General features: G+C 59.4%; 25 protein-coding genes and 4 tRNA genes. 23 read left to right on the top strand and 6 right to left on the bottom strand.

The window, feature by feature from the left end; genetic code table 11:
- From thiL to apaG, 3 genes are read right to left on the bottom strand one after another with little or no spacing between them, the layout of a single operon-like run.
- Nucleotides 1-1,014, bottom strand: coding sequence for a thiamine-phosphate kinase (gene thiL, locus AEP_RS10380; protein WP_087495308.1), 1,014 nt, complete (start codon nt 1,012-1,014; stop codon nt 1-3).
- On the bottom strand, nt 1,011-2,990 hold the full coding sequence (locus AEP_RS10375) for a site-specific recombinase (RefSeq protein ID WP_087495307.1): 1,980 nt from the start codon (nt 2,988-2,990) through the stop codon (nt 1,011-1,013). The genes thiL and AEP_RS10375 overlap by 4 nt, the downstream gene beginning before the upstream one ends.
- Nucleotides 2,991-2,998: 8 nt before the next feature.
- A complete protein-coding gene (apaG, locus tag AEP_RS10370) occupies nt 2,999-3,391 on the bottom strand; it encodes a Co2+/Mg2+ efflux protein ApaG (RefSeq protein ID WP_087495306.1) in 393 nt (130 codons plus the stop codon).
- Nucleotides 3,392-3,468: 77 nt separating this feature from the next.
- On the opposite strand from apaG, the gene rpe reads away from it, so the two are divergent.
- From rpe to AEP_RS10355, 4 genes are read left to right on the top strand one after another with little or no spacing between them, the layout of a single operon-like run.
- Nucleotides 3,469-4,146 carry a ribulose-phosphate 3-epimerase gene (gene rpe, locus AEP_RS10365; protein ID WP_087495305.1) on the top strand — a complete coding sequence of 226 codons (678 nt, stop codon included), beginning with the start codon at nt 3,469-3,471 and terminating at the stop codon, nt 4,144-4,146.
- Nucleotides 4,147-4,178: 32 nt separating this feature from the next.
- On the top strand, nt 4,179-5,378 hold the full coding sequence (locus AEP_RS21030) for a PAS domain-containing protein (protein ID WP_157673124.1): 1,200 nt from the start codon (nt 4,179-4,181) through the stop codon (nt 5,376-5,378).
- Complete coding sequence (locus AEP_RS10360) at nt 5,261-6,979, top strand: putative bifunctional diguanylate cyclase/phosphodiesterase (protein ID WP_232460002.1); 1,719 nt, start codon at nt 5,261-5,263, stop codon at nt 6,977-6,979. Before AEP_RS21030 ends, AEP_RS10360 begins: the two co-directional genes overlap by 118 nt.
- 5 nt (nt 6,980-6,984) lie before the next feature.
- The gene (locus AEP_RS10355; RefSeq protein ID WP_087497280.1) at nt 6,985-7,680 is read left to right on the top strand and encodes a phosphoglycolate phosphatase; all 696 of its coding nucleotides are present in this window, start codon (nt 6,985-6,987) and stop codon (nt 7,678-7,680) included.
- Here AEP_RS10355 and AEP_RS10350 read toward each other — a convergent pair.
- The 3 genes from AEP_RS10350 to AEP_RS10340 form a co-directional block, all read right to left on the bottom strand.
- Nucleotides 7,677-9,506 carry a methyl-accepting chemotaxis protein gene (locus AEP_RS10350; RefSeq protein WP_087495303.1) on the bottom strand — a complete coding sequence of 610 codons (1,830 nt, stop codon included), beginning with the start codon at nt 9,504-9,506 and terminating at the stop codon, nt 7,677-7,679. The two genes, AEP_RS10355 and AEP_RS10350, sit on opposite strands and share 4 nt — an antisense overlap.
- Nucleotides 9,507-9,529: 23 nt before the next feature.
- The gene (locus AEP_RS10345) at nt 9,530-11,077 is read right to left on the bottom strand and encodes a methyl-accepting chemotaxis protein (protein ID WP_232459806.1); all 1,548 of its coding nucleotides are present in this window, start codon (nt 11,075-11,077) and stop codon (nt 9,530-9,532) included.
- A gap of 171 nt (nt 11,078-11,248) precedes the next feature.
- Entirely contained in the window at nt 11,249-11,830 is a 582-nt protein-coding gene (locus tag AEP_RS10340) for a chalcone isomerase family protein (protein WP_087495301.1), read from the bottom strand.
- 390 nt (nt 11,831-12,220) lie between these two features.
- Here AEP_RS10340 and AEP_RS10335 point away from each other — a divergent pair, with 390 nt between their 5' ends.
- The 19 genes from AEP_RS10335 to rplL all read left to right on the top strand — a co-directional run bounded on the left by AEP_RS10335 (nt 12,221) and on the right by rplL (nt 24,382).
- Nucleotides 12,221-13,738 carry an anthranilate synthase component I family protein gene (locus AEP_RS10335; protein WP_087495300.1) on the top strand — a complete coding sequence of 506 codons (1,518 nt, stop codon included), beginning with the start codon at nt 12,221-12,223 and terminating at the stop codon, nt 13,736-13,738.
- On the top strand, nt 13,735-14,055 hold the full coding sequence (locus AEP_RS10330; RefSeq protein WP_087495299.1) for a chorismate mutase: 321 nt from the start codon (nt 13,735-13,737) through the stop codon (nt 14,053-14,055). Before AEP_RS10335 ends, AEP_RS10330 begins: the two co-directional genes overlap by 4 nt.
- Nucleotides 14,052-14,627, top strand: a complete 576-nt coding sequence (locus AEP_RS10325; RefSeq protein ID WP_087495298.1) for an anthranilate synthase component II — start codon at nt 14,052-14,054, stop codon at nt 14,625-14,627. Before AEP_RS10330 ends, AEP_RS10325 begins: the two co-directional genes overlap by 4 nt.
- Nucleotides 14,628-14,694: 67 nt before the next feature.
- Nucleotides 14,695-15,777, top strand: a complete 1,083-nt coding sequence (gene ltaE / locus AEP_RS10320) for a low-specificity L-threonine aldolase (protein WP_087495297.1) — start codon at nt 14,695-14,697, stop codon at nt 15,775-15,777.
- 13 nt (nt 15,778-15,790) lie between these two features.
- On the top strand, nt 15,791-16,453 hold the full coding sequence (locus AEP_RS10315) for a LysE family translocator (RefSeq protein ID WP_087495296.1): 663 nt from the start codon (nt 15,791-15,793) through the stop codon (nt 16,451-16,453).
- Nucleotides 16,454-16,462: 9 nt separating this feature from the next.
- Complete coding sequence (trpD, locus tag AEP_RS10310) at nt 16,463-17,506, top strand: anthranilate phosphoribosyltransferase (protein WP_087495295.1); 1,044 nt, start codon at nt 16,463-16,465, stop codon at nt 17,504-17,506.
- A 15-nt stretch (nt 17,507-17,521) separates the two neighbouring features.
- Nucleotides 17,522-18,310 carry an indole-3-glycerol phosphate synthase TrpC gene (gene trpC, locus AEP_RS10305; protein ID WP_087495294.1) on the top strand — a complete coding sequence of 263 codons (789 nt, stop codon included), beginning with the start codon at nt 17,522-17,524 and terminating at the stop codon, nt 18,308-18,310.
- A gap of 3 nt (nt 18,311-18,313) precedes the next feature.
- The gene (locus tag AEP_RS10300) at nt 18,314-19,063 is read left to right on the top strand and encodes a uracil-DNA glycosylase (RefSeq protein ID WP_087495293.1); all 750 of its coding nucleotides are present in this window, start codon (nt 18,314-18,316) and stop codon (nt 19,061-19,063) included.
- A gap of 101 nt (nt 19,064-19,164) precedes the next feature.
- A tRNA-Tyr gene (locus tag AEP_RS10295) sits at nt 19,165-19,250 on the top strand.
- Between the two features lie 34 nt (nt 19,251-19,284).
- Nucleotides 19,285-19,358, top strand: a tRNA-Gly gene (locus AEP_RS10290).
- A gap of 58 nt (nt 19,359-19,416) precedes the next feature.
- Nucleotides 19,417-19,491 (top strand) — tRNA-Thr (locus tag AEP_RS10285).
- 89 nt (nt 19,492-19,580) lie between these two features.
- Nucleotides 19,581-20,771 (top strand): elongation factor Tu, encoded by a 1,191-nt coding sequence (gene tuf / locus AEP_RS10280; RefSeq protein ID WP_087495292.1) that lies wholly within the window; start codon nt 19,581-19,583, stop codon nt 20,769-20,771.
- A gap of 11 nt (nt 20,772-20,782) precedes the next feature.
- Nucleotides 20,783-20,858: transfer RNA gene (locus AEP_RS10275), tRNA-Trp, on the top strand.
- A 104-nt stretch (nt 20,859-20,962) separates the two neighbouring features.
- Complete coding sequence (gene secE, locus AEP_RS10270; protein ID WP_087495291.1) at nt 20,963-21,346, top strand: preprotein translocase subunit SecE; 384 nt, start codon at nt 20,963-20,965, stop codon at nt 21,344-21,346.
- On the top strand, nt 21,346-21,939 hold the full coding sequence (nusG, locus tag AEP_RS10265) for a transcription termination/antitermination protein NusG (RefSeq protein WP_087495290.1): 594 nt from the start codon (nt 21,346-21,348) through the stop codon (nt 21,937-21,939). The genes secE and nusG overlap by 1 nt, the downstream gene beginning before the upstream one ends.
- Before the next feature lie 136 nt (nt 21,940-22,075).
- On the top strand, nt 22,076-22,507 hold the full coding sequence (gene rplK / locus AEP_RS10260; RefSeq protein WP_087495289.1) for a 50S ribosomal protein L11: 432 nt from the start codon (nt 22,076-22,078) through the stop codon (nt 22,505-22,507).
- Nucleotides 22,508-23,203 (top strand): 50S ribosomal protein L1, encoded by a 696-nt coding sequence (gene rplA / locus AEP_RS10255; protein ID WP_087495288.1) that lies wholly within the window; start codon nt 22,508-22,510, stop codon nt 23,201-23,203.
- Nucleotides 23,204-23,434: 231 nt separating this feature from the next.
- The gene (rplJ, locus tag AEP_RS10250) at nt 23,435-23,962 is read left to right on the top strand and encodes a 50S ribosomal protein L10 (protein ID WP_087495287.1); all 528 of its coding nucleotides are present in this window, start codon (nt 23,435-23,437) and stop codon (nt 23,960-23,962) included.
- Nucleotides 23,963-24,004: 42 nt separating this feature from the next.
- Nucleotides 24,005-24,382, top strand: a complete 378-nt coding sequence (gene rplL / locus AEP_RS10245; RefSeq protein ID WP_087495286.1) for a 50S ribosomal protein L7/L12 — start codon at nt 24,005-24,007, stop codon at nt 24,380-24,382.
- Nucleotides 24,383-24,656: the final 274 nt, after the last annotated feature.

The raw sequence follows: 24,656 nt of genomic DNA, 5'->3' as shown, positions 1-24,656 counted from the left end.
TTACGTCGCGAAATGGTCAAAGCTGGCCCACGGTCCGTGCAGTGCAGACCCGTCCGGCGCTTTGACGGTCACACCGGGGTCCCGAACGATGCGGCCGATGCGGGTGACCGGGGTACCGCTGTGTGTACCCGCGGCCTGGACCTGCAGGCGGTGTTCCGGCGCTGCGGTGAACACCAGCTCATAGTCGTCCCCGCCGCTGAGTACATAGCGCAGTGCGGTACTGTCGGTCTGTGAATTTGGATCAAAAGTGCCGCTGGCGCCGGTAAAGTGTGCGCGAGCAGCTAGCAAATTGATAGCGTCCAGTGCCTCCAGCTCTGCGCCGACATGGCTGCGCTCCAGGATGTGGCCCAGGTCGCCCAACAGGCCGTCACTGACATCGGCTGCTGCGGTGGCGATGCCGCGCAAGGCCTGCCCGAGTGCCACGCGGGGGGGGGGCTGTTCGAGCCGTTGGCGTGCTAGGGCAAATGCTTCGGCGGGCAACTGGTCGCGACCCCAGAGGCAATGAAGCGCGAGGGCCGCATCGCCCAGAGTGCCGCTGACCCAGATGTCATCTCCAGCACGGGCACCACTGCGCAACAGCGCCTGGCCGGGCGGGGTTTCGCCGAAGACCGTGATGCAAATATTGAGCGGGCCCCGCGTGGTGTCTCCGCCCACTAGCGGGCAGTTGTGCGCATCGGCCAACGCAAACAGGCCTTGCGAGAAACCTTGTAGCCACGCCGGATCGGCATCGGGCAGGCTGAGTGCGAGGGTAAAGCCCACGGGCCTTGCGCCACAGGCCGCAAGGTCGCTCAGGTTGACCGCCAGCGCCTTGTGGCCCAGGGTGAGCGGGTTCACATCTGCGAAGAAGTGCCGGCCGCTGACCAGCATGTCGCTGCTGATGGCCCACTGCATGCCGGGGGTGGGCTGCAGCAGGGCGCAGTCATCTCCGATACCGAGCACGACCTGGGTGGGCAAGGGGTGCTGGCTGCGCTCGAAGTAGCGCGCGATTAGCGCAAATTCGCCGAGGTCGCTCATTCTTTGGCCGGCCACAGAAAGCTCATCGGGGCCTGGCGCACGCGTTGCCAGATGCTGCTGCGGATGCGTGAGCGGTCGATACCTGACACGTTGTGCGCCTGCAGCGCCACCCGGAACGCCAGATAAAAGCTCACGCCCACATTGAGCAAGCCGATCAGCGGAATGCTGGCCACGGCCCACCACAGGGCCGGGTTGCGCACGACGTCCCAGCCCAATGCGGCACACGCTGCTCCAAGTTGCCCGGCAGACAAGGTGACGTGGCGCACGTCCAGCGCCGGACCGATAAAAGCCAGAATGGCGGGCACCAGCCCGAGCATCATGCCCAGCGAGATGTTGGCGGCCAATCCTGAAATGTGGTGCCGCATGAAGTGTGCCCACCGGTCCGCACGCGCGGCGCCCAGCCATGCGGTGATGCGCGGGTTGTAGCGGATGGCCGAATCCAGCCGGTGCAGCACAAACCAGTTTTCCACCCAGCCCGCGACGATGCTGCTCGAAAACAAGAGCACGCCGGTGAAGGCGGCAAACAACAGGGAGGGTCCGAGCAGGGTGAGGGAGTGCAGCACGTAGTCCGCTTTCTCCGGGGTGAGCATGGGCGCGCCGGTCACCAGCAGAAGTACAGCAGACAGCAGGACAGCTGCCGGAAACACGATCGCCACGTTGCCTATGACAGCTGCCACCTGGGAGCGCACCAGGTGCGTCACCTCATCCACAAAGGCTTGCAGTGCTTGGGAGTCTGAAATGTCTTTCAGCTTGGCGGCCATGGCAGGCGCTGTCATGGCGGGCTGCTTGGTGGCAAGCGTGAAATGCAGCATCTGGATCAGCACAAAGCTGGCGGCGTACATCACCCCGGACCAGAAGCCGTACCAGAAGGCCGACAGGCCCAGTGCCATGATGCCGAACTTCATGGCGGTGGTCAGCGCAGTCAGCGCCCCCCCGCCTGCAGCATTGCCCAGCATGGCGCGGTACTCGGCGCGTGTGCGGGTGATGTAGTGCTCTCCGGTCTCCGAGCTGCGCTCGGCCACTTTGGCCGCAAGCAGTGAGGAGTTGGACGAAATGAGGGCCCCAACACTGCGCTGCTCTTGACCAACGCTGGCCAGGTGCGAGACCAGGCGGGCCGTGGCGACGTGCTGGGTGTCCTCCAGCAGACAGTCCAGCAGGGCGCGGACCCGGAGCACGCGCTCACGCAATTGCCTCAGGCGGAAGACCAGATCCACCGAAATGCCATGGGCATCCAGATGGCTGTACACCGTGGCGGCTGCATGTCGGCAGGCGTCGAGCTGGCTGCGGAAATGCAGCACGGCGTCAGAAGTGTCCGCGCCTTGCAACCAGGTGTCCAGCACCTGGTCCAGGTCGCTGGCCAGGGTGTGAAAGGGGGTGCCATCCCGCAGAGGGCTGCTCATGCGCAGGCGCATTTCCTGCGAGAAGCCGGTAGCGCGTATCTGGCTGATACAAAAAGTCAGGGCATGCAGCAAGGTGTGTTGCCACACCGTGACCGGGCGGGATGCCTTCAGTGCACTGGCTGAGGCCTCCGGCAAACTGAGCAGCGCTGCCAAGCGGCTCAGGGTCTCTGCGGGGAGCGCGGCAATCCAGCGGGCGTCCCGCGGGTCATTGAGCACCAGCGCAAAGAGTTCGGATGCGTCCTGGGTTTCCGGGGTGGCGGGTAGCAATTTGCGGTTGAGGCGCTCCACCAGTTCGCTCATGAAGGCGTTGCGCGAGCCGAATCCGTAATCCGAAAGCAGGGTGCTACCGTCCACAGTGCCCAGCAGCTCCGCCCACCACGCGCGCAACTGCTGCGTGGTTTCAGGCCGGGCCTCCAACACATCCAGCAACAAGGCTACGCGTGCGACAGCGGGCTCAGGCGTTTGTTCCGGGCCGCGCACCCAAGCCAGCAGGCGGATCAGCCAGATGTGCCGCTCTACGGCCGGTGCGGGGCTGGCCAGTTGCTCCAGCAGGGCCGACAAGTCAACACGTGCCATGCGGGGCTTCAATGCAGGGTGCGGGGACCACCCGCATCACTCAGAGCATCCAGCACGAACATGGGAATGTCGGTATCGAATTTCTCGCCGTCTTCGGCCACGCAGAAAAAGCTGCCGTGCATGGTGCCGGTGGGGGTGCGCAAGCGGGTTCCGCTGGTGTATTCGAAAGACTGGCCGGGCTTGAGCAGAGGTTGCTGGCCCACCACGCCCAGGCCTTTGACGCGTTCGGTGTGGCCGGTGGCGTCATTCACATTCCAGGTGCGGGAGATCAATTGCGCCGTCACTTCGCCGATATTGGTGATGGTGATGGTGTACGCGAAGACATACAGGTCCTCATGCGGCGCGGATTGATCCGCCAGATATTGGGGTTTGACTTCCACCAGGAATGCGTATTTGGCCATCCGGCAATGCTACCTGCGAAAATGTGCGATTCGAAATACCCCCACAAACCCGAAACCCCTCCCTGGACGTCGTTGTCATGACCTACCGTATTGCCCCTTCCATCCTCTCTGCCGACTTTGCCCGCCTGGGTGAGGAAGTCAAAAATGTGATCGCCGCCGGCGCGGATTGGATTCACTTTGATGTGATGGACAACCACTATGTGCCCAACCTGACTTTCGGTCCCATGATCTGCAGCGCCTTGAAGCCCCATGCCAAGACCGCCGAAGGGGTCGCTGTGCCGATTGATGTCCACTTGATGATCTCTCCGGTAGACGCGCTGGCGGCCAGCTTTGCCGAAGCAGGTGCGGACTACATCAGCTTTCACCCCGATGCCTCCGGCCACGTGCACCGCAGCGTGCAGGCCATCAAGTCCAAGGGCGTGAGGGCCGGTCTGGTGTTCAACCCCGCCGAGCCCCTGGATGTGCTGGACTGGGTGATCGACGATATTGACCTTATCCTCATCATGAGTGTCAACCCCGGTTTCGGCGGCCAGAGCTTTATTGACTCGGCCCTGCGCAAGATAGAGGTAGCCCGCAAGCGCATTGATGCCAGCGGCAAAGACATCCGCCTTGAAGTGGACGGCGGCATCAAAACCGACAATATCCGCCGCGTGGCCGATGCGGGCGCAGACACCTTTGTGGCGGGCAGCGCCATCTTCGGCAAACCGGACTACAAGTCGGTGGTTGACGCCATGCGCGTTGCGCTGGCTGCCTGAGTGGGCAGCCCCTTCCTGACTCGGTGAGCGATTTGGACAACGCATTGGCCAAAACCGTCCTGGTCAGGGATAACTTCGGCCGGTCGTGGCTCGAAGGCCGGAATTCCCATATCCGCGTGCGGGTGGCGATGTATGGCGTTTTACTGTTGCTGGTGGTGTTGGGCGCATTGCGTGGGGTTTTGTCGCAGCAGTGGCAGGACGAGCGACAGCTCGATATTGAAATTCTGCAGTCCGTAGCGGAACAGCGCGTAACGGCGCAGCGCCTCGACTTGTCAGTTGAGGCAGTGCAGAACGGGCGTGCGGGCAAGGACGCCTTGTTGGCCTCCATGCAGCGTTTGCGCAAGGAGGCTGCTGCCCTGGATGGGTTGCTGCGCAAGCAAGCCCGCCATACACCGTCAGCTTCGGCCGCCGTGGCAACTGCGCTCGCAGACTGGAAGCAGAGTACGGATGCCTTGTGGCCCCTTCTGGACGAATGGAAAACGGACACCAAGGCTCCGGCGGCGGGTGCCAAATCCCGTCTGGAAGCTGCGCGGCTTGCCACGCAGCGGGTGGAGTCAGCGGTTTATGCCCTCAATCAAGCGGTACAGACTGATGTTGCCCACCGAAGCCGGCGCGTGGTCACCACCATCTGGAGCGTTGTGGGCGGTATCGCGGTGCTGGGCTTGGTGCTGTCATTTGCCTTGGTGGAGCCGACGGCCCGGGCCGTGCGTCGCCAGTACGAGGCGCTGTCCCGTCAGGCCGACCGACTCAAACGCATGGCCAAGGTGGCAGAACTGAGCTCCAATGCCATTGCCATCACTGACGGCATGCACCGCGTGGTGTGGATCAATGAAGCCTTCAGCGATCTCACCAGCTACACACCTGACCAGTGCCGGGGACGTCGCATCGGTACCTTGCTCAAGGCGCGCAGCGCAGATCCGACCCATTTCACGGAGTTCACCGAGGCACTGGCGCGAGGACAGGGCATCAAACGCGAAGTGCGTGTGATCGCCAAAAATGCCGAGCTGGATGGGTGCTGGTCGACATGCAGCCCATACGGGATGAGGACGGCACCATGTCCGGCTGGGTTCTGGTGGCGACCGACCTCACGGCCGTACGCACCCAACAGGAGATTCTGTCCCTCGCAGTTTCCGGCGCCGGGCTCGGTATCTGGCATTGGGACCTGGTGGAAGACAGTGTGGGGTGGAACGCGCGCATGCAGCAGATTCTGGGTTACCCGGATGGCGCATTGACGCCTCGTTCAGCGACCTGGCTGAACCTGATCCACCCTGACGACGTGCAGACCTGGGAAGACTCCTTGCGCCAGCATCTGCGGGATGAGTCCAATGAACACCGCCTCTCGGTGCGTTTACGTCACCATTCCGGGCGTTGGGTGTGGATCCTTTTTGCAGGTCGCGCCGCAGACCGGTCTGTGCAGGGGCGCGTTTTGCGCTTGGCCGGAGTGGCGATGGACGTGAACGCCCAGAAAGCGCTGGAGCAACAGCTGCGCACCGCAGCGCGTACCGATGACCTCACTGCGCTACCCAACCGCACGGTCATGGTGGAGTTGATCCGCGCTGCATTGGCGCGACGCCGGGTAGAGCCCGGTTACCACTTTGCGGTGTTGTTCATGGACTTTGACCGCTTCAAGCAAGTCAACGACACATTGGGCCACACCGTAGGGGATGCTTTGTTGCGCCAGATTGCCCGCCGGCTCGAGGACAGCCTGCGGCCCGGGGACAGCTTTGCCCATAGCGGAGACTTTGACAAAGTGGCAGCCCGTATCGGGGGCGATGAGTTTGTGGTCCTGCTTGACGATATCCGCGGTGACCTGGACGCCATCCACGTTGCAGGCCGCCTCCTCGATGTGCTGGCGGCTCCGTATGTGCTGGATGGACACCGGGTGACATCCACCGTGAGTATCGGCATCGTGACCAGCACCCATACCGAAGACGATGCGGATAGCGTGCTGCGCGACGCTGATATTGCGATGTACGAAGCCAAGCGAACGGGCCGTGCGCGCTATGTGTTGTTCGATCCGCTGATGCGCTCGCAGGTGAGTGACTCTGTTTCTCTGGAGAACGACTTGCGCCAGGCTTTGGACAACCGGGAAATGCGGGTGGTGTATCAGCCACTGCTCCACCTGCCGGGGCACCAGTTGGCAGGTGTGGAGGCCTTGGTGCGCTGGCAGCACCCGGTGCGTGGCGCGGTTTCGCCGGTGGACTTCATTCCCTTGGCGGAGGCGTGCGGTGTGATTGCCGCACTCGGGCAGTTTGTGTTGGAGACAGCCTGCCAGACGTTTGCGCAACTGCAGCGGGACCTGGGTTCTACCGCGCCGCCCAGCATGTCTGTGAACCTGTCCCGCGCACAGTTGCGGGAGCCCGGTTTGGTAGACATGGTGCGTGACGCTCTTCGCAGCGCAGATATGGAGCCCCGGCAGCTGGTATTGGAAGTGACCGAGAGCTTGGCCGCCCAGGATGCGCTGGTGCAGACCACCTTGCAGGAACTGCGAGCCATGGGAGTAGCACTGTCACTGGATGACTTTGGAACCGGCTACTCGTCGCTCGCGTGCCTGCATGAGTTGCCAGTGAGTTCGATCAAAATCGACCGCTCATTTGTGAATCTGCTCGACAAGAGCGAGTACCACCGTGTATTGATTGAAGCCACCCTGCGGGTGGCCGCGACGCTGAAGTTGGGTACGGTGGCAGAAGGTATTGAGACCGCGGAACAGGCTACCGAGATGGCTGCGATGGGTTGCCAAAAGGGCCAGGGTTACTGGTTCGGGCGCCCCATGGAAGTCGAAGCGCTGGTGGCTTGGATACAAGCCCGACAACCCCTGGAGAAAATTACGTGAGCGAAATGGCACGCTGGTCCCGCACTGCGCTGGACGCCGTCATCGTCGACCTGGACGGCACCATGGTCGACACCTTGGGCGATTTTGCGCAAGCATTGCAGCGCATGCTGGCCGATTTGCCGGAGCCCTTCAATACATTCACCGTTCATCAAGATCTGGTGGAAAAAATGGTCGGCAAGGGCTCTGAGCACTTGATAAAAAGCCTGCTGGCGCACATCGATAATGCGCAAGCTGCTATGGAAAATGTAGCACTTTACGAATCGGCATGGGCAGCCTATCAGCGCCACTATGTGGCAGTAAATGGCCATTACTCCAAGGTGTACCCCGGAGTGATGCAAGGCTTGGATAACTGGAAACAGCAGGGCTTGAAGATGGTTTGTGTCACGAACAAGCCCACTGCCTTTGCCAAAACCCTGCTGGCCGACAAGGGCCTTGCAGGCTATTTCAGTCTGGTGGTTGGTGGCGATGCCGTAGAACGCAAGAAGCCCGACCCCATGCCTTTGCTATTCGCTTGTGAACAGATGGGCGTAGTCCCTGCGCGCACCCTGATGGTGGGTGACTCCAGCAATGACGCCCAAGCCGCCCGCGCTGCCGGTTGCCCGGTGCTGCTGGTGAGCTACGGCTACAACCACGGCCAGCCTGTCCACCAAGTGGATGCTGACGCTGTGGTCGACCGCCTCGCGGACTTCCGCTGGGCTTAAAAAGTCTCCCAATCATCATCCCCACCCGCAGGCGTGACGCGGCTGCTGGTCTTGGGAGGTGAGACGGCCTGAGCAGTCAGCACCGGCGGGGCTTTGGCCGGTGAGGCCGCCGGTTTTGCGGCTGGCTTGGGCGCAGTTTTGGCTGAACTTGCCGCAGCCGCGGCCCTACGCTCGGGCCCAGCAAAGTTCAGCTTTTGGGGCGGGTTGGACCGCACGGCTGCTTTGGGCATAGGGCTTGCCAATGCGTGACTACCACCGCTGGACGGGCTGCTGCTGGAATAACCGCCGTGGCTTTCGTTGCCCAGTTTGAATACCGCCACCACCTGCACCAGATCATTGGCCTGACTCTTCAGGCTGCTGGCAGCCGCTGCCATCTCTTCCACCAAGGCAGCGTTCTGCTGGGTAGCCTGGTCCATCTGGGTGACTGCTTCTCCGACTTGGGAGACTCCTGCACTCTGTTCTGAGCTGGCTGCGCTGATTTCTCCCATGATGTCGGTCACCCGTCGGATGCTGCTCACCACTTCGGTCATGGTTTCACCGGCTTTGTCGACCAGGCTGCTTCCCTGCTCTACCCGCTCTACGCTGGCGTTGATCAGGGTTTTGATTTCTTTGGCGGCTTCGGCGGACCGTCCTGCGAGGGACCGGACTTCTGAGGCGACGACGGCAAAGCCCCGGCCCTGTTCTCCGGCGCGTGCGGCTTCTACGGCAGCATTCAGGGCCAGGATGTTGGTCTGGAAGGCAATGCCGTCAATGACGCTGATGATGTCTGCAATTTTGCGGCTGGATTCGTTGATGCCTTTCATGGTCTCCACGACTTGGCCGACGACTTCTCCGCCTTGGACAGCCACGGTAGAGGCATTCATGGCCAGTTGATTGGCTTGACGGGCGGAATCGGCGTTTTGTTTGACGGTGGAGCCGAGTTCTTCCATGGACGCTGCGGTTTCTTCCAGAGCGCTGGCTTGTTGTTCGGTGCGGGCGGAGAGGTCGTTGTTGCCTTGGGCGATTTCGGCGCTGGCGGTGGCGACCGCGTCCGCGCTGCTTTTCACGGCGCGCACTGTGTTGCTGAAGCTGCGCTGCATGGCTTCCATGGACTTGAGCAGCTGAATGGTTTCATCGCTACCGGCGGGATGGATGTCGGCGTGTAGATTGCCTTCAGATAGTGCGTTCGCAATCGATGCGGCATGGGCAATAGGTTGCGAAAGTTCCCGTGCCAGGAAAAAGGCCCCAGCGACAAGCAAAAAAGTAGAAATCAGCCACGCGACCATGACTTGAATCTTGGAACTTGTTACCTTGTCGTGCGACTCGGCCCGGGCCTCCTCCACGCTTTTCTCAATTCCGTCGGCTTGTTTCGCCATCTGGTCCTCAAGCTTGCTGAAGGCCACCTGAAAGCTATCGATGGTGGCACCTGCAGCGGCTAAATCTTTGGCCGCTAGCTCTTGTGCTTTCTTGGCCGCAGCAATGTATTCCTGAACCATGGGCTTGGTAGCTTGCAACATGGCTTTGACGTCCGGCGGCAGAGGCTTTTCCTCCAATTGACCGAGTGCGTCGTTGAAAGTCTTGGCGTGCTCTTCGAGTCCCTTGCTGGCCTCGGCAATTTGATTGGCATTCTGGGTAGTTGCGCCTTGCACCAGAAGAAGCACATCGCCCCGTATGGCGTCGTGCATCATGTCGGCCTCCTGGCTGTTCTGGAGCGCGCTGGACATGGCTTCAGAGTCATCGATGGCGGCAGACAGGCGGGCTGTTTGCAAAAGGCCGATGCCTCCTACCAGCCCGGACGCAAGAATTCCGACCAAGCCCAATGCGATGATTTGATGTTTGAGTTTCATGTATTTCCCCCTGAGGCAACTTCTTAAGCGGATAGTGCTGCCGGCTGCATGGTGTTGGAGCCGGTTTTGAAGACTGAGACCAGACCGACTAGGTCGTGCGCCTGTTGTTGCAGTCCGGACGCCGCAGCGGCCATTTCTTCGACCAGCGCAGCGTTTTGCTGGGTTGCCTGGTCAATCAGCGTCACGGCGCTACCCGCTTGGTTGACGCCAATCCGCTGTTCTTCACTGGCTGTGGTGATTTCACCGACCATGGCAGTGACTTCCCGGATGGCGTCCACCACTTCATTCATGGTCTGCCCGGCCCGGGCCACTTGGCTACTGCCCAACTCCACTTGCTCGACGCTGGCACCGATGAGGCTCTTGATTTCTTTAGCGGCCTCTGCCGACCTGCCGGCCAAGGAGCGCACTTCGGAGGCCACGACCGCGAAGCCCCGACCCTGCTCGCCGGCACGTGCGGCTTCCACCGCTGCGTTCAGAGCGAGGATGTTGGTTTGGAAGGCGATTCCGTCAATCACACTGATGATTTCGGCAATCCGGCTGGAAGATGTATGGATACCTCGCATGGTTTCCACCACTTGATGCACTACTTCGCCACCGCGGGCTGCGACATCAGACGCTTGTAAGGCTTTGTGGTTGGCTTGCGTAGCGCCATCGGCACTGCGGCTGACGGTCGCACCCAACTCATCCATGGAGGCGGCGGCCTCCTGCAAAGCCGTTGCCTGCTGCTCTGTACGGTTGGAAAGGTCGTGGTTGCCTTGGGCGATTTCTGTGCTGGCGTGGGAGACGCTTTCTGCGCCTTCCCGGACTTTGATGACCAGGTGCGAGAGACTCTGTTGCATGGTCTGCAAAGAGCGCAGCAAGTCGGATATTTCGTCTTTGCCGCTGGTGTCCAGCCGGGTGGTCAGGTCACCACGCGATACCTTGTCTGCGGCGCTCACTGCTTCATTGAGCGGGTGAACAATTTGCCGGCTCATCCAGATGCTGCCTGCAAAGCCGATCAGCGTGACCAGCGTCATGACGCCATAGGCCAGTGTGCTGCCACGCGCTGCCAAAGCGCTAGCCGCCTCGGAGGACTTGGCTTCTTCTTCAGAGAGGTGTTTGCGAAGCTCCAGAAGCAGCGAAGCGGCTTCACGGTCTTTCCCTCTTGCTGCTTTATCGCCAGCTGCGAAGTCAAAGTCGCTGGCCTTGTAGGCTTCAAAAGCGGCTTCATAGCCCTTGGCAGCACCCCGCATAGACACACCCAGTTTGGCGGCTATGCCTTTGCTGTTTTCGTCATCCATCTCTTGGGAAAGTGCGTCGATTCCCTGAATGACCTTGGCCATTTCTTTTTGGTGTGCGCTCCAGTAAGTGTCCAGGTCTTTGGGGGATTTTCCGCGTAGCAGGACGTTTTTCCATTCCTGGATGGCCACCGAAAACTGGCCTGCAATGTCCGCGGCCTTTTTGTTGGCGTCTACATGGTCCAGTACATCGAGCCGGTAGGTGCTCACGGCATGGTTCAGGGTACTGATCCCGAACATCCCACCTAAAAACAAAAGCACCAGTGCAAAGGCAAAGGCGAGTGGAAGTTTCAAGCTCAATTTCATTCATGCCCCCGGGTCTATTCAGGAATCCTGCAATTGCTGCATTGCAATCTACAGGGAAGGGCGATGTTTGTCATCACTTGTGTGCATGAAGCCACCAGAAGACCAAAAAAAAGGCCGGCATGTCGCCATGCCGGCCTGTGAGGCTTGGAGTACAGCGAACTATTTTTGGCCCAGCAGGGCTTCCTTCAGTTTGAAGTCTGCAGGTGAAGGGCCGAACCAGATGGACATGATGGCTTTGAAAAACTCGGGTTCCTTGAAGGGCTCGCCCTGAACTTTGCCTTTGGCCGTCACCACCATGCCGGTGCCGGGAATCCAGTCGAGGTGGATGACGTCGCCGGGCATGAGCGCCTTGTTGACGGTAAAGATGTCGCCCATGCGGATCAGGCCGGGTACGAGCTTGGACATTTCGTTCTTGGGCACGTTATCTTCCACGCCACGTGTGAGCAATTTACCGAAGGGGCCTGCCTCGATTTCGCGCAAAAAAGTCATGCTCAGGCGCTTCGGGCCGGGTGCAGCGATCAATTCATCGAGAGAGCTGACTTTTTGCGTGGTGTGCAGCTCCCCCACATACACCTTGAAAATCGCCTTGTAGCGGATTCCGGCACCGTTGAGTTGCAACTTGCTGCCTGCCAGCGTGATGTTGTCCTCGACTTTGACGCCATTGATATCCGTCGCCGCCATGACTGTGAGGCTGGTGCAAAGGGTGAGCAAACCGGCGAGGAGTGAGTGTTTCAATGTCATGGGGCACCTGAAATAGAACGACCGTTCTTTTTTTGTGAGAGACGCATTGTGCAGGTGCGCGGGCAAAAGCACATCAGGGTTTTTGCGGGTAACGTGGTTTTCGGGCCATTTCTGCGTCTGGCGTGTTTGCTACACTGTGTCCATGTTTATCCACCACATCAGCAGAACAGGTTTGAGCGACCGGGGAGCCTGGCCCTGGCGTACCTTGTCTGTTGTGCCTGGGCTCTGATACCTGCCGGCCGCACCTAGCGGCCAACGCGCACGGATTGTGAGCTTTGCGCGGTCAAGTGGCACGGATTCCTCTCCGATCTATTGCGCGCATCCTTATCCGGCTTGAGGCCTTGCCTGCAAGCCCCCGTGAATAGATTGTTTGAGAGGCGCTGCCCCCCGATGACTGAATCTGAATTTCTGGCCCTGCAAGCGCAAGGCTACAACCGCATCCCGCTGAGCACCCAGGCCTTTGCGGATCTGGAAACTCCACTCTCTGTGTACCTCAAGCTGGCCCGCAATGCCGGCGAAGCCGAACCCGCTGCCAACAGCTTTTTGCTGGAATCGGTGGTGGGTGGTGAGCGCTTCGGCCGCTACAGCTTTATCGGCCTTCCTGCCCGCACGCTGGTGCGTGCCAGCGGATTCGGTGCGGCAGCCTACACCGAGGTAGTGACTGATGGTGTGGTGGTGGAAACCTCGGCACTGAACCCCTTGGACTTCATTGCCCGGTACCAGCAGCGTTTCAAGGTGGCCTTGCAGCCCGGCATGCCGCGCTTTTGCGGTGGCCTGGCGGGCTACTTCGGGTACGACGCTGTCCGATACATCGAGAAAAAGCTGCAGGACAGCTGCCCGCCCGATGAGTTAGGCACCCCCGACATTCTGCTTTTGCAGTGCGAAGAGTTGGCGGTGATCGACAACCTGTCCGGCAAGCTGCACTTAATGGTGTACGTGGACCCGGCTTTGCCCGGCGCCTATGCCGCCGGCCAGGCGCGCTTGGCCGAGCTTCTTGCCAAGCTGGCTCAGGCCGTAAGCGCGCCGGATATCAAGCCTTCGCAAAGCTTTGAAGCCCAGCGCGACTTCGCCAAGGCGGACTACATCGCTGCCGTAGAGCGCGCCAAAGAGCTGATTGCCGGCGGCGACTTCATGCAGGTGCAGGTGGGCCAGCGCATCAAAAAGCGTTACACCGCTTCACCCTTGAGCCTTTATCGCGCCCTGCGTACCCTGAACCCCAGCCCGTACATGTATTTCTACAACTTCGGGGATTTCCAGGTGGTAGGCGCGTCCCCTGAAATCTTGGTGCGGCAAGAACAAATCACCGCAGGCGACAAGCCCGGCACCAAAGTCACCATTCGCCCATTGGCCGGCACCCGCCCGCGCGGCGCCACGCCCGAGCTGGACAAGGCCGCCGAAGTCGAGCTGATCAATGACCCCAAAGAGCGTGCCGAGCACGTGATGCTGATCGACCTGGCCCGCAACGATATTGGCCGCATTGCCGAAATCGGCTCGGTCAAGGTGACGGACGCTTTCATCGTGGAGCGGTACAGCCACGTGATGCATATCGTGAGCAACGTAGAGGGCACCTTGAACGCCGGCATGACCAGCATGGATGTGCTCAAAGCCACGTTTCCTGCGGGCACGCTGACCGGGGCGCCCAAGGTGCACGCCATGGAGCTTATTGACCAGCTGGAGCCTATCAAGCGCGGCATTTATGGCGGCGCTTGCGGTTACCTGAGCTACGCCGGCGATATGGACGTGGCCATTGCCATCCGTACCGGCATCATCAAGAACGAAACCTTGTACGTGCAAGCCGCTGCCGGTGTGGTTGCCGACAGCGTGCCTGAACTGGAGTGGAAAGAAACTGAAGCAAAGGCCCGCGCGCTGCTGCGTGCCGCCGAGCTGGTGGAGGAGGGGCTGCAATGATCACCGCCAACAAAGCACAACATTGCGAGACCATGGCCGAAGTGCGCAGCCACATCGACGCGCTGGATGAGCGCATTACCGCCTTGCTGGTGGAACGCACCGGCTACATGACCCAAGCTGCCCGCATCAAGCAGGATGCGAGCAAGGTTCACGACCAGGAACGCATTGAATTCATCGCCGCCCGCGTGCGCCGCATGGCGGCAGAGCAGGGCGGCCAGGCCGATGTGCTGGAAGCCGCTTATCGCGCCCTGATGGACGCATCCATTGCATTTGAGCGCCGGGAGTTTGCCCGTTTGCGCCAAGGAGAAACAGTATGAAGCTCGTGATGATCGACAACTACGATTCGTTCACCTTCAATATCGTCCAGTACTTCGGCGAGTTGGGCGCAGAGGTGGAGGTATTCCGCAACGACGAGATCACGCTCGAGGGCATTGCCGCCCGCGGCGCCGACCGGCTGGTCATTTCGCCCGGCCCGTGCTCGCCCAATGAAGCGGGCATTTCGGTGCCCGCCATTCGCCACTTCATGGGCAAGCTGCCGATTCTGGGCGTCTGCCTGGGGCATCAGAGCATTGGTGCGGCCTTGGGTGGCAAGATCATCCGTGCGCAGGAGCTGATGCACGGCAAGACCAGCGTCATCACCACCACTCAAGAGGGGGTGTTTGCCGGCCTGCCCGAGCAATTCACCGTGAACCGCTACCACTCACTGGCTATTGAGCGGGCCACTTGTCCGCAAGAGCTGGCAGTCACTGCGTGGACGGATGATGGCGAAATCATGGGCGTGCGTCACAAAGATCTGCCGCACGCGGTGCGCATGGAGGGAGTGCAGTTCCATCCGGAAAGCATCCTCACGGAGCATGGCCACGCCATGCTGAAGAACTTTTTGCAATAAACCGGTAGGCGGGTAGCTATTATTTTGATAGCTGTCTGCGCATATCCAACGGGCGCCAGAGGCTGTAATGACCACTATTGTTGATTTGCGCAGTGACACCGTCACCCGCCCTACGGCTGCCATGCGGGAGGCCATGTTTGCGGCTCCGCTGGGCGACGATGTGTTCGGGGATGACCCCAGCGTCAACGCGCTGCAAGACAAAGTCGCCGCCCTCCTGGGTTTCGAAGCGGCCTTGTTCATGCCTACCGGCACCCAAAGCAATTTGTGCGCGCTGATGGCGCATTGTGGCCGGGGGGACGAATACATCGTGGGCCAGCTGGCGCACACCTACCGCTATGAAGGTGGCGGTGCCGCGGTGCTCGGCAGCATCCAGCCGCAGCCGCTCGCGCAGGACGCCGGTGGCCAGATGGCGTTGGCCGACATGGCGGCCGCCATCAAGCCCGACGACTGCCACTTTGCCCGCACCCGCCTGCTGTGCCTGGAAAACACCTGGAATGGCAATCCCATGCCCGCCAGCTATCTGGAACAGGCTACCGGTTTGGCGCGGGAACGCGGGCTGGCGGTGCACCTGGACGGCGCGCGGCTGTTCAATGCGGCGGTGGCAAGGGCTGAAGCGGGGGAATCTGCCATCGCTTCTGCGCGCCGCATCGCCGGCTACTTTGACAGCGTGTCAGTGTGCTTCAGCAAAGGGCTGGGCGCGCCAGTCGGCTCTGCCCTGTGCGGCAGCCGTGAGCTGATCGCCCGTGCCCACCGCATCCGCAAAATGGCCGGGGGCGGTATGCGACAGGCCGGCTTTTTGGCGGCGGCTGCCAGCTACGCGCTGGATCATCACCTGGACCGCTTGGCCGACGACCATGCGCTGGCGCAGCGCCTGGCCAACGGTTTGCAGGGTATTGCCGGGCTGCAAGTGCGATCTGCGCAGACCAACATCGTGTTTGTGGATGTGGCGGACGGACGTGGCCCGGATCTGTTGGCTTTCCTCAAGGCACGCAGCGTGTTGGCCACCGGCCTGATCGGCCTGCGCTTTGTGACGCACTTGGATGTGGATGCGGCAGGCATTGACCGTGCGATTGCCGGCATCCGCGAGTTTTTTGCCCAAGCCACTCCGGTGGCGGGTGCTGCGGTCAGCCGCGGCGCCGCGGTGTACTGAGGAGCGGCGGGTGATGTGGGCAGAACTGGGCATTGAACATCTGGGGCTCTTTGTGCTGTCCGGGTGGCTGCTCAACCTCACGCCCGGGCCGGATGTGCTGTACATCGTGAGCAATGCCTTGCGCAGCGGTGTGCGCGCCGGCATCGTGGCGGCGTTCGGCATCACCGCTGGCTGCTTTGTACATATTTTTGCAGCCGGCCTCGGCGTAAGTGCCTTGCTGGCCACGTCGGCGATGGCCTTTACCGTGCTCAAGTGGGTGGGCGCGGCGTATCTGGTGTTCATGGGTATCCGCATGCTCTGGTCCAAATCGCAGCCTGCTGTCGATTTGGAAGCTGCTCGCGCAGATTCCACGAGCGCTGGAGGCCTGAAAAGCATATTTTTCCGCGGCTTCCTGACCAATGCACTCAACCCCAAGGTGGCGCTGTTTTTCCTGGCCTTTGTGCCGCAGTTCATTGCCCCTGGCGCTAGCCACCCGACCTTGGCTTTTCTGGTTTTGGGTGTGCTGTTCAACGTCAACGCCATTCCCATCAACACCGGCTACGCCGTGTTGGCAGGTTGGGCGGCGCGGCGCACTGCGCTGGTTCAACAAGGCATGCACTGGCTGGACCGCGTGGCCGGCGCCTTGTTTGTAGGATTCGGAATCAAACTGGCGCGCACTGCTGCGCCTGAGCTTTAAGGAGACGCCATGCCCCACACCGTCAAAATTACCCCCCAAGAGGCGCTGCAGCGCACCATCGAACACCGTGAAATCTTTCACGATGAAATGCTGCACCTGATGCGCCAGATCATGTCCGGCGAGATGTCGCCAGTCATGATGGCGGCCCTCATCACCGGCTTGCGGGTCAAGAAGGAAACTATCGGCGAAATCACGGCTGCCGCGCAGGTGATGCGCGAGTTCTCCACCAAAGTGGAGGTGGCCGACAAAACCAATTTGGTAGACATCGTCGGCACTGGCGGCGACGGCAGCCACACCTTCAACATCTCCACCTGCAGCATGTTTGTCGCCGCGGCGGCGGGTGCCAAGGTCAGCAAGCATGGCGGGCGCAGCGTGAGCAGCAAGAGCGGCAGTGCCGATGTGCTCGAAGCGCTGGGCCTGAACATCAACCTGAAACCCGACCAGATCGCCCAGTGCATTGCCGAGCAGGGCATCGGCTTCATGTTCGCGCCCAACCACCATCCCGCCATGAAAAACGTGGCCCCGGTGCGCAAGGAGATGGGCGTACGCACCATCTTCAACATCCTGGGTCCGCTGACCAACCCGGCCGGTGCTCCCAATATCCTGATGGGCGTGTTCCACGCTGATTTGGTGGGTATCCAGGTGCGGGCCTTGCAGCGTCTGGGCGCAGAACACGCCATCGTGGTCTACGGCCGCGACGGCATGGACGAAGTGAGCCTGGGCGCCGGTACGCTGGTTGGCGAGCTCAAGAACGGCGAAATCCGTGAATACGAGATCCACCCCGAGGACTTCGGCATGGTCATGGCCAGCAACCGTGCCCTCAAGGTGGAAACCGCTGAAGACTCGAAAGCCATGTTGATGGGCGTGCTCAATAATCAGCCCGGCCCCGCCAAAGACATTGTGACGCTGAATGCCGGTGTCGCCCTGTATGCCGCCAATGTGGCGGAAAGCATGGAAGCCGGCATAGCACTTGCGCGGGCAGCTATTGAATCAGGAGCGGCCAAGGCCAAGCTCGACGCACTGGTGGCCCTCTCCAGCCGCTTGGCGAACTAACTATCAGGACCCCCCATGAGCGACATTCTCGACAAAATCGTAGCCGTCAAGCACCAGGAAGTGGCGGCTGCCAAGAACCGCAAATCGCTGGAATTCGTGCGTGCGGACGCCGAGTCCCGCGTGCTGACGCGTGACTTTGTGGGCGCTTTGCGCGCCAAGATCGCCGCCGGCAAGCCGGCTGTGATTGCCGAGGTCAAGAAGGCCAGCCCGTCTAAAGGCGTGATCCGCGCCGACTTTATCCCTGCAGACATTGCGCAGAGCTATGCAGAGCATGGTGCAGCCTGCCTCTCGGTGCTGACGGATGTGCAGTTTTTCCAGGGTGAGGTGGATTACCTCAAACAGGCCCGCGCCAGCTGCCAGTTGCCGGTGCTGCGCAAGGACTTCATGGTGGATCCGTATCAGATTTACGAGTCCCGCTCCATGGGAGCCGACGCCATTCTGCTTATTGCAGCGTGCCTGGACGATGCGCAAATGAAAGATCTCGAAGCGATTGCCTTTGGGTTGGACATGGCGGTGCTGGTGGAAGTGCACGATCAGTCAGAGCTGGAGCGAGCCTTGAAACTCAAGACCCCTTTGCTGGGCATCAATAACCGCAACCTCAAGACGTTTGATGTAACGCTGGACACTACGCTGACATTGCGTTCCATGGTGCCGGCGGACAAGCTGCTGGTGACCGAAAGCGGCATTCACACCCGCGAAGACGTATTGCGTATGGGCGCGGCAGGAGTGAATGCATTCTTGGTGGGCGAGGCCTTCATGCGCGCGCCTGAGCCGGGCGAAGCGCTCGCTGCCTTGTTCGGCTGAGGTATGCAGCTGTCCTTGCTGACGGGGGAGTCTCAGCCTGCGGATAGCGGACATCGGGCTGACCAGTTGCGGATCGCTGACCCAGATCAGTGGTTGGTTGATTCCAGTTGGGAGGGCGTCAAGAAGGTTTTTTTTGGAAGTGCGCAGGGGCAGGAACTATGTGCCCGATTGCAACTGCGGCTGGATAAGGGCGCGGTCATTTTCCCGCCAGAGCCGTTGCGGGCCCTATCGCTCACGGCTTTGAGGGACGTTAGGGTTGTGATTTTGGGTCAAGACCCGTACCACGCTCGTGGTCAGGCGGAGGGGCTGGCCTTTTCTGTCTCACGAGGAGTTGCAGTACCCCCTTCTCTTCGCAACATCTTTAAAGAGTTGATGCGTGAGGGCGATGCAGCCGGCACTTTGTTTCCCGTGACGGAGGGTAGTTTGCTGTCTTGGGCGCAACGGGGCGTGTTGCTTTTGAATACCTGCTTGACGGTCGAAGAGGCGCAGCCGGCCAGTCATTCCAAGTGGGGCTGGGAGGTGTTTACCGATATGGTCATCCGCGAGGTCTCCGACCGGGCGCCGGATGTGGTTTTTATGCTGTGGGGCGCACATGCGCAGGCAAAGCAGTCCTTGATAGACCCTGAAAAACACTTGGTCTTGTGTGCGAATCATCCATCCCCGCTTTCCGCTTCCCGTCCGCCTGTGCCCTTCATCGGGTGTGGTCATTTCAGTCAGGCAAGTCGCTGGTTGAAGGATAGGACTCGGGATTGAAGTCGACGGCATAACCACTTCTGAATTGCCAGCGATTGCAAAAAACTTTGGGGGCAGGTGACAAGTGCCCCATAAAGCTGGCATAATCCGAGGCTCACCTAGGAGAGGTGGCCGAGTGGTTAATGGCAGCAGACTGTAAATCTGCCCTCTTACGAGTACGCTGGTTCGAATCCAGCCCTCTCCACCAGTGACATAAAAGACTGTTAGATTGGCGGGCCTGCGCGGGGTTCGTATAGTGGTAATACCTTAGCCTTCCAAGCTAAAGCGAGGAGTTCGATTCTCCTACCCCGCTCCATAGTCTTGATGTCGCTGTGATTTGATAAAGTTTTTAAGGTTTGCGAAAGCAGACCTTTGCCCTTTTGGCTCAGTGGTAGAGCACTCCCTTGGTAAGGGAGAGGTCGCGGGTCCGATTCCCGCAAAGGGCACCAATTTGGCGTTGCCGCTGGCATGCTTGTGATGGCGGTAGTACGGCGATAGATAGTTATTTGTTTGAACCTATTACTTTTCGGAGCTAAGCATGGCAAAAGAAAAATTCACCCGTACCAAGCCCCACGTGAACGTGGGCACGATTGGTCACGTGGACCACGGCAAGACAACCCTGACAGCTGCTATCACCACCGTGTTGGCTGCAAAGTTCGGCGGATCTGCCAAGGCCTACGACCAGATCGACGCTGCTCCTGAAGAAAAAGCACGCGGTATTACCATCAACACCGCTCACGTCGAATACGAAACCGCTAACCGCCACTACGCTCACGTGGACTGCCCCGGCCACGCTGACTATGTGAAGAACATGATCACTGGTGCTGCCCAAATGGACGGCGCTATTCTGGTTTGTTCTGCTGCTGACGGCCCCATGCCCCAGACTCGCGAGCACATCCTGTTGGCTCGCCAGGTGGGCGTTCCTTACATCATCGTGTTCCTGAACAAGTGCGACATGGTTGATGACGAAGAATTGCTCGAACTGGTGGAAATGGAAGTTCGCGAACTCCTGTCCAAGTACGAATTCCCTGGCGACGACACCCCCATCGTGCGTGGTTCCGCCAAGTTGGCCATGGAAGGCGACAAGGGCGCCCTGGGCGAAGAAGCCATCATGAAGCTGGCTGACGCACTGGACACCTACATCCCCACCCCTGAGCGTGCAGTGGACGGCGCATTCCTGATGCCCGTGGAAGACGTGTTCTCCATCTCCGGTCGTGGTACCGTGGTGACAGGTCGCGTTGAGCGCGGTATCGTCAAGGTCGGCGAAGAAATCGAAATCGTCGGTATCAAAGACACCCAGAAGACCACCTGCACAGGCGTGGAAATGTTCCGCAAGCTGTTGGACCAAGGTCAAGCTGGCGACAACGTCGGTATCCTGTTGCGCGGCACCAAGCGTGAAGACGTCGAGCGCGGCCAAGTGCTGTGCAAGCCCGGCTCCATCAAGCCCCACACCCACTTCACCGGCGAAATCTACGTTCTGTCCAAGGACGAAGGCGGCCGTCACACTCCTTTCTTCAACAACTACCGTCCCCAGTTCTACTTCCGTACCACGGACGTGACCGGTGCGATCGAGTTGCCTGAAGGCAAAGAAATGGTGATGCCTGGCGACAACGTGTCCATCACTGTGAAATTGATCAACCCCATCGCCATGGAAGAAGGCCTGCGTTTCGCTATTCGCGAAGGCGGTCGTACCGTCGGCGCCGGCGTGGTTGCCAAAATCATCGCGTAAAGGAAGTCTGTAGGGGTATAGCTCAATTGGCAGAGCGTCGGTCTCCAAAACCGAAGGTTGTAGGTTCGATTCCTACTGCCCCTGCCACCGGAAGTAAGGTCGGTGGATGAAAAAAGAGCCCGCTACGGTGTAGCGGGCTTCAGCGTCTTAAGGTCGCTGAAACTGAATGCAAGCAAACGCGAAAAAGAAACATGGCTTCGACACAAATTGAAACGGTCAACACCGGCGCAGACAAGTTAAAGCTTGGTGCGGCGGTTGCATTGCTTTTGGCGGCGCTGGCGGCCTTCTATCTGCTGGGCAAACAAGGCCAAGTGGTGCAATGGGGTGCATTGATTGTGGGTCTTGCCTTGGCGGCTGGTGCATTCTTTTCTTCAGAGTCCGGTCGTCAACTGATTGCTTTCGGTCGCGACGCATGGCGCGAAGTGAAAAAAGTAGTCTGGCCTGCCCGGAAAGAGGCGATTCAGATTACCGCGTATGTCTTTGGATTTGTGCTGATCATGGCGGTGTTCTTGTGGTTGACTGACAAGACGCTCGAATGGCTCTTTTACGACTTGATCCTGGGATGGAAGAAATAATGACTGACGATGTGCTCGTTCCCACAGTGGAAGCTACTGCGTCTGCTGCACCTGCCAACCCGGATCTGCGCTGGTATGTAGTGCATGCGTACTCCGGCATGGAGAAGGCTGTTGAGCGCAACATCTTGGAGCGTATCCAGCGTGCTGGTATGCAGTCCAAATTCGGTCGCATTCTCGTGCCGATGGAAGAGGTTGTTGAAGTCAAAAACGGCCAAAAGAAAACCACTGAGCGCAAGTTCTTCCCGGGCTACGTGCTGGTCGAGATGGTCATGGATGATGACACTTGGCACTTGGTAAAGCACACCAACAAGGTGACTGGTTTTGTGGGCGGTGCGAAGAATCGCCCGGCCCCGATCTCCGAAGCTGAAGTGATGAAGATCGTCAATCAGATGCAGGAAGGCACAGACAAACCTCGCCACAAGATCGAGTTCGTTGTTGGAGAGTTTGTGCGGGTGAAGGAAGGTCCTTTCACCGACTTCAATGGTTCTGTGGAAGATGTGAATTACGAGAAGAGCAAAGTACGGGTGTCCGTCACGATCTTCGGCCGGTCGACTCCCGTGGAGTTGGAGTTCTCTCAGATCGAGAAAACTTAAGGCGAATTTCGCGGCTGTAAGGCTGCAGCGCATCGTGTTTTTATCGACTCGACACGGTGCAAGATAGAGAGTCGTTAACCCCGGGAAGCCGTAGGCGAATGGTTCGCTGAAAGCGTTATACCCGCAAGGAGAAATCATGGCGAAAAAAATCGTCGGCTTCATCAAGCTGCAAGTGCCAGCTGGCAAGGCCAACCCATCCCCACCCATCGGTCCCGCATTGGGTCAACGTGGTTTGAACATCATGGAGTTCTGCAAGGCTTTTAATGCCCAGACCCAAGGTGTTGAACCTGGTCTGCCACTGCCTGTGGTGATCACAGCTTTTGCTGACAAGAGTTTCACCTTTGTTATCAAGACTCCACCTGCGACCGTCTTGATCAAAAAGGCCATCAAGCTGGACAAGGGTTCTTCCCGTCCTCACGTTGACAAGGTTGGCAAGATCACTCGTGCCCAGCTCGAAGAGATTGCTAAAACCAAAATGAAAGACATGACTGCCGCTGATCTGGATGCCGCAGTTCGTACGATCGCTGGTTCTGCCCGTTCCATGGGCGTGAATGTGGAGGGCGTGTAAATGTCCAAGTTGACCAAAAAGCAAAAAGCCCAAGTTGGCAAAATCGACAGCAACAAGCTGTACGCACTGTCTGATGCATTGGGTTTGGTAAAGGAATTTGCCAACGCCAAGTTCGATGAGTCCATCGACGTAGCAGTGCAACTCGGTATCGACGCCAAGAAATCGGACCAAGTGGTTCGTGGTGCTGTCGTGCTGCCCAACGGCACAGGTAAAACAAAGCGTGTCGCTGTGTTTGCTCAAGGTGCCAAGGCTGAGGAAGCCAAGGCAGCAGGTGCTGACGTTGTTGGTATGGACGATCTGGCTGCGATGGTCAAGGCTGGCGACATGCCGTTTGACGTTGTGATCGCAGCGCCTGATGCTATGCGTATCGTTGGTACTCTGGGTCAAATCTTGGGCCCACGTGGTCTGATGCCTAACCCCAAGGTAGGTACTGTGACTCCTGACGTAGCTACCGCCGTCAAGAATGCAAAAGCTGGTCAAGTCCAGTTCCGCGTTGACAAAGCCGGTATCGTGCACAGCACCATTGGCCGTCGTTCCTTTGAGGCTGCCCAGCTTCAAGGTAACTTGGCTGCATTGGTGGATGCCTTGAACAAGGCAAAGCCAGCTTCCAGCAAGGGCCTGTACCTGCGCAAAGTGGCAGTGTCTTCGACCATGGGTGTGGGCGTGCGCGTGGACATTCAGTCCATCGCGGCGTAATCTTGAATTTGAGGCGCCTGTAATGGGTGCCTCGATGTGGTGGGCTGGCGTGACTTTCGGGAAACGGCAGGCCATCCAAGACCGTTGGTGTGCAGCTCGCTGCACTTAATACCTCAACCAACGCAGATGGCGATCCCGCTGCAGATGGAATGAATATTCTGTTAACAGTTGGTCGCTGCAATGTGGAGCACAAGCGGCGCAAGTCGCAAAGTGCATTTTAAGGAGTAGACCTTGAGTCTGAATCGCAGTGAGAAAGAAGCGGTCATCAGTGATGTGACCGGCCTCGCCGCTAAAGCTCAAACGCTCGTGATCGCGGAATACCGCGGCATCACGGTCGCTGACATGACCAAACTGCGCAACACCGCGCGCAGCGCTGGCGTGAGCCTGAGCGTGTTGAAAAACACCCTTGCCCGCCGTGCTGTTGCCGGTAGCAGCTTTGAAGTTGTGTCCGACCAGATGACCGGTCCCCTGATCTATGGCTTTTCCGAAGACGCAGTAGCCGCCGCCAAGGTGGTTGCCGAGTTCGCGAAGACCAACGACAAGTTGGTGATTCGTGGCGGTGCGTACGGCGGCAAGGCTCTGGACGTGAACGGCGTGAAGCAATTGGCAAGCATCCCTTCGAAGGAAGTGTTGTTGGCTCAATTGTTGGGCTTGATGCAGTCCCCCATTTCCCGCACAGCACGCGTGCTGGCGGCTTTGGCGGAACAGCGTGGCGCAGGCGCAGCAGAAGCTGCTCCCGCAGAGGCAGCCGCAGCGTAATCGTTGCCTGTCTGTAGTAACCAATATTGTTAGGAAATCAAAATGGCATTCGATAAAGACGCATTTTTGTCCGCTTTGGACAGCATGACAGTCATGGAACTCAACGACCTGGTGAAAGCCATCGAAGAGAAATTTGGTGTGAGCGCTGCTGCAATGGCTGCTCCTGCTGCTGGTGGCGCTGCTGGTGGTGCTGCCGCTGCTGAAGAAAAGACCGAATTCAACGTAGTCCTGACTGAAGCTGGCGCAAACAAAGTGTCCGTGATTAAGGCTGTGCGCGAAATCACCGGTCTGGGCTTGAAAGAAGCCAAGGACCTGGTTGACGGCGCTCCCAAGGCTGTCAAGGAAGGCATCTCCAAGGCTGACGCTGAAGCAGCTAAGAAGAAGCTGGAAGAAGCTGGCGCTAAGGTCGAACTCAAGTAATCGACCGATTCGCATGGGCTGGAGGTTCCAAAAGGGCCTCCAGCCTTTGCCGCTTGTAGATGGCGAAATTAGTGTGCACTGGAAAACAGTTGTTTTACTGTTTTCCAGTGTCTTCTGATCCGACTGCAGAAGATGCCTTGGTTCGGGTTGCGTGCAATGCGCGACCGTCCGCCAATGATTGGTAGTGGCCAATCACCAAGCCTGTTGAGAGTGGTGCTCAACGCGACAGTCGCCTAGGACCCCCAGGATTCCTCAGCCTTTGCCCGGAGATCTA

Source organism: Curvibacter sp. AEP1-3, assembly GCF_002163715.1.
Lineage (GTDB): Bacteria > Pseudomonadota > Gammaproteobacteria > Burkholderiales > Burkholderiaceae_C > Allorhodoferax.
Note: the sequence above shows the minus strand (reverse complement) of the source record. Positions and strands in the feature narration are given on the sequence as shown.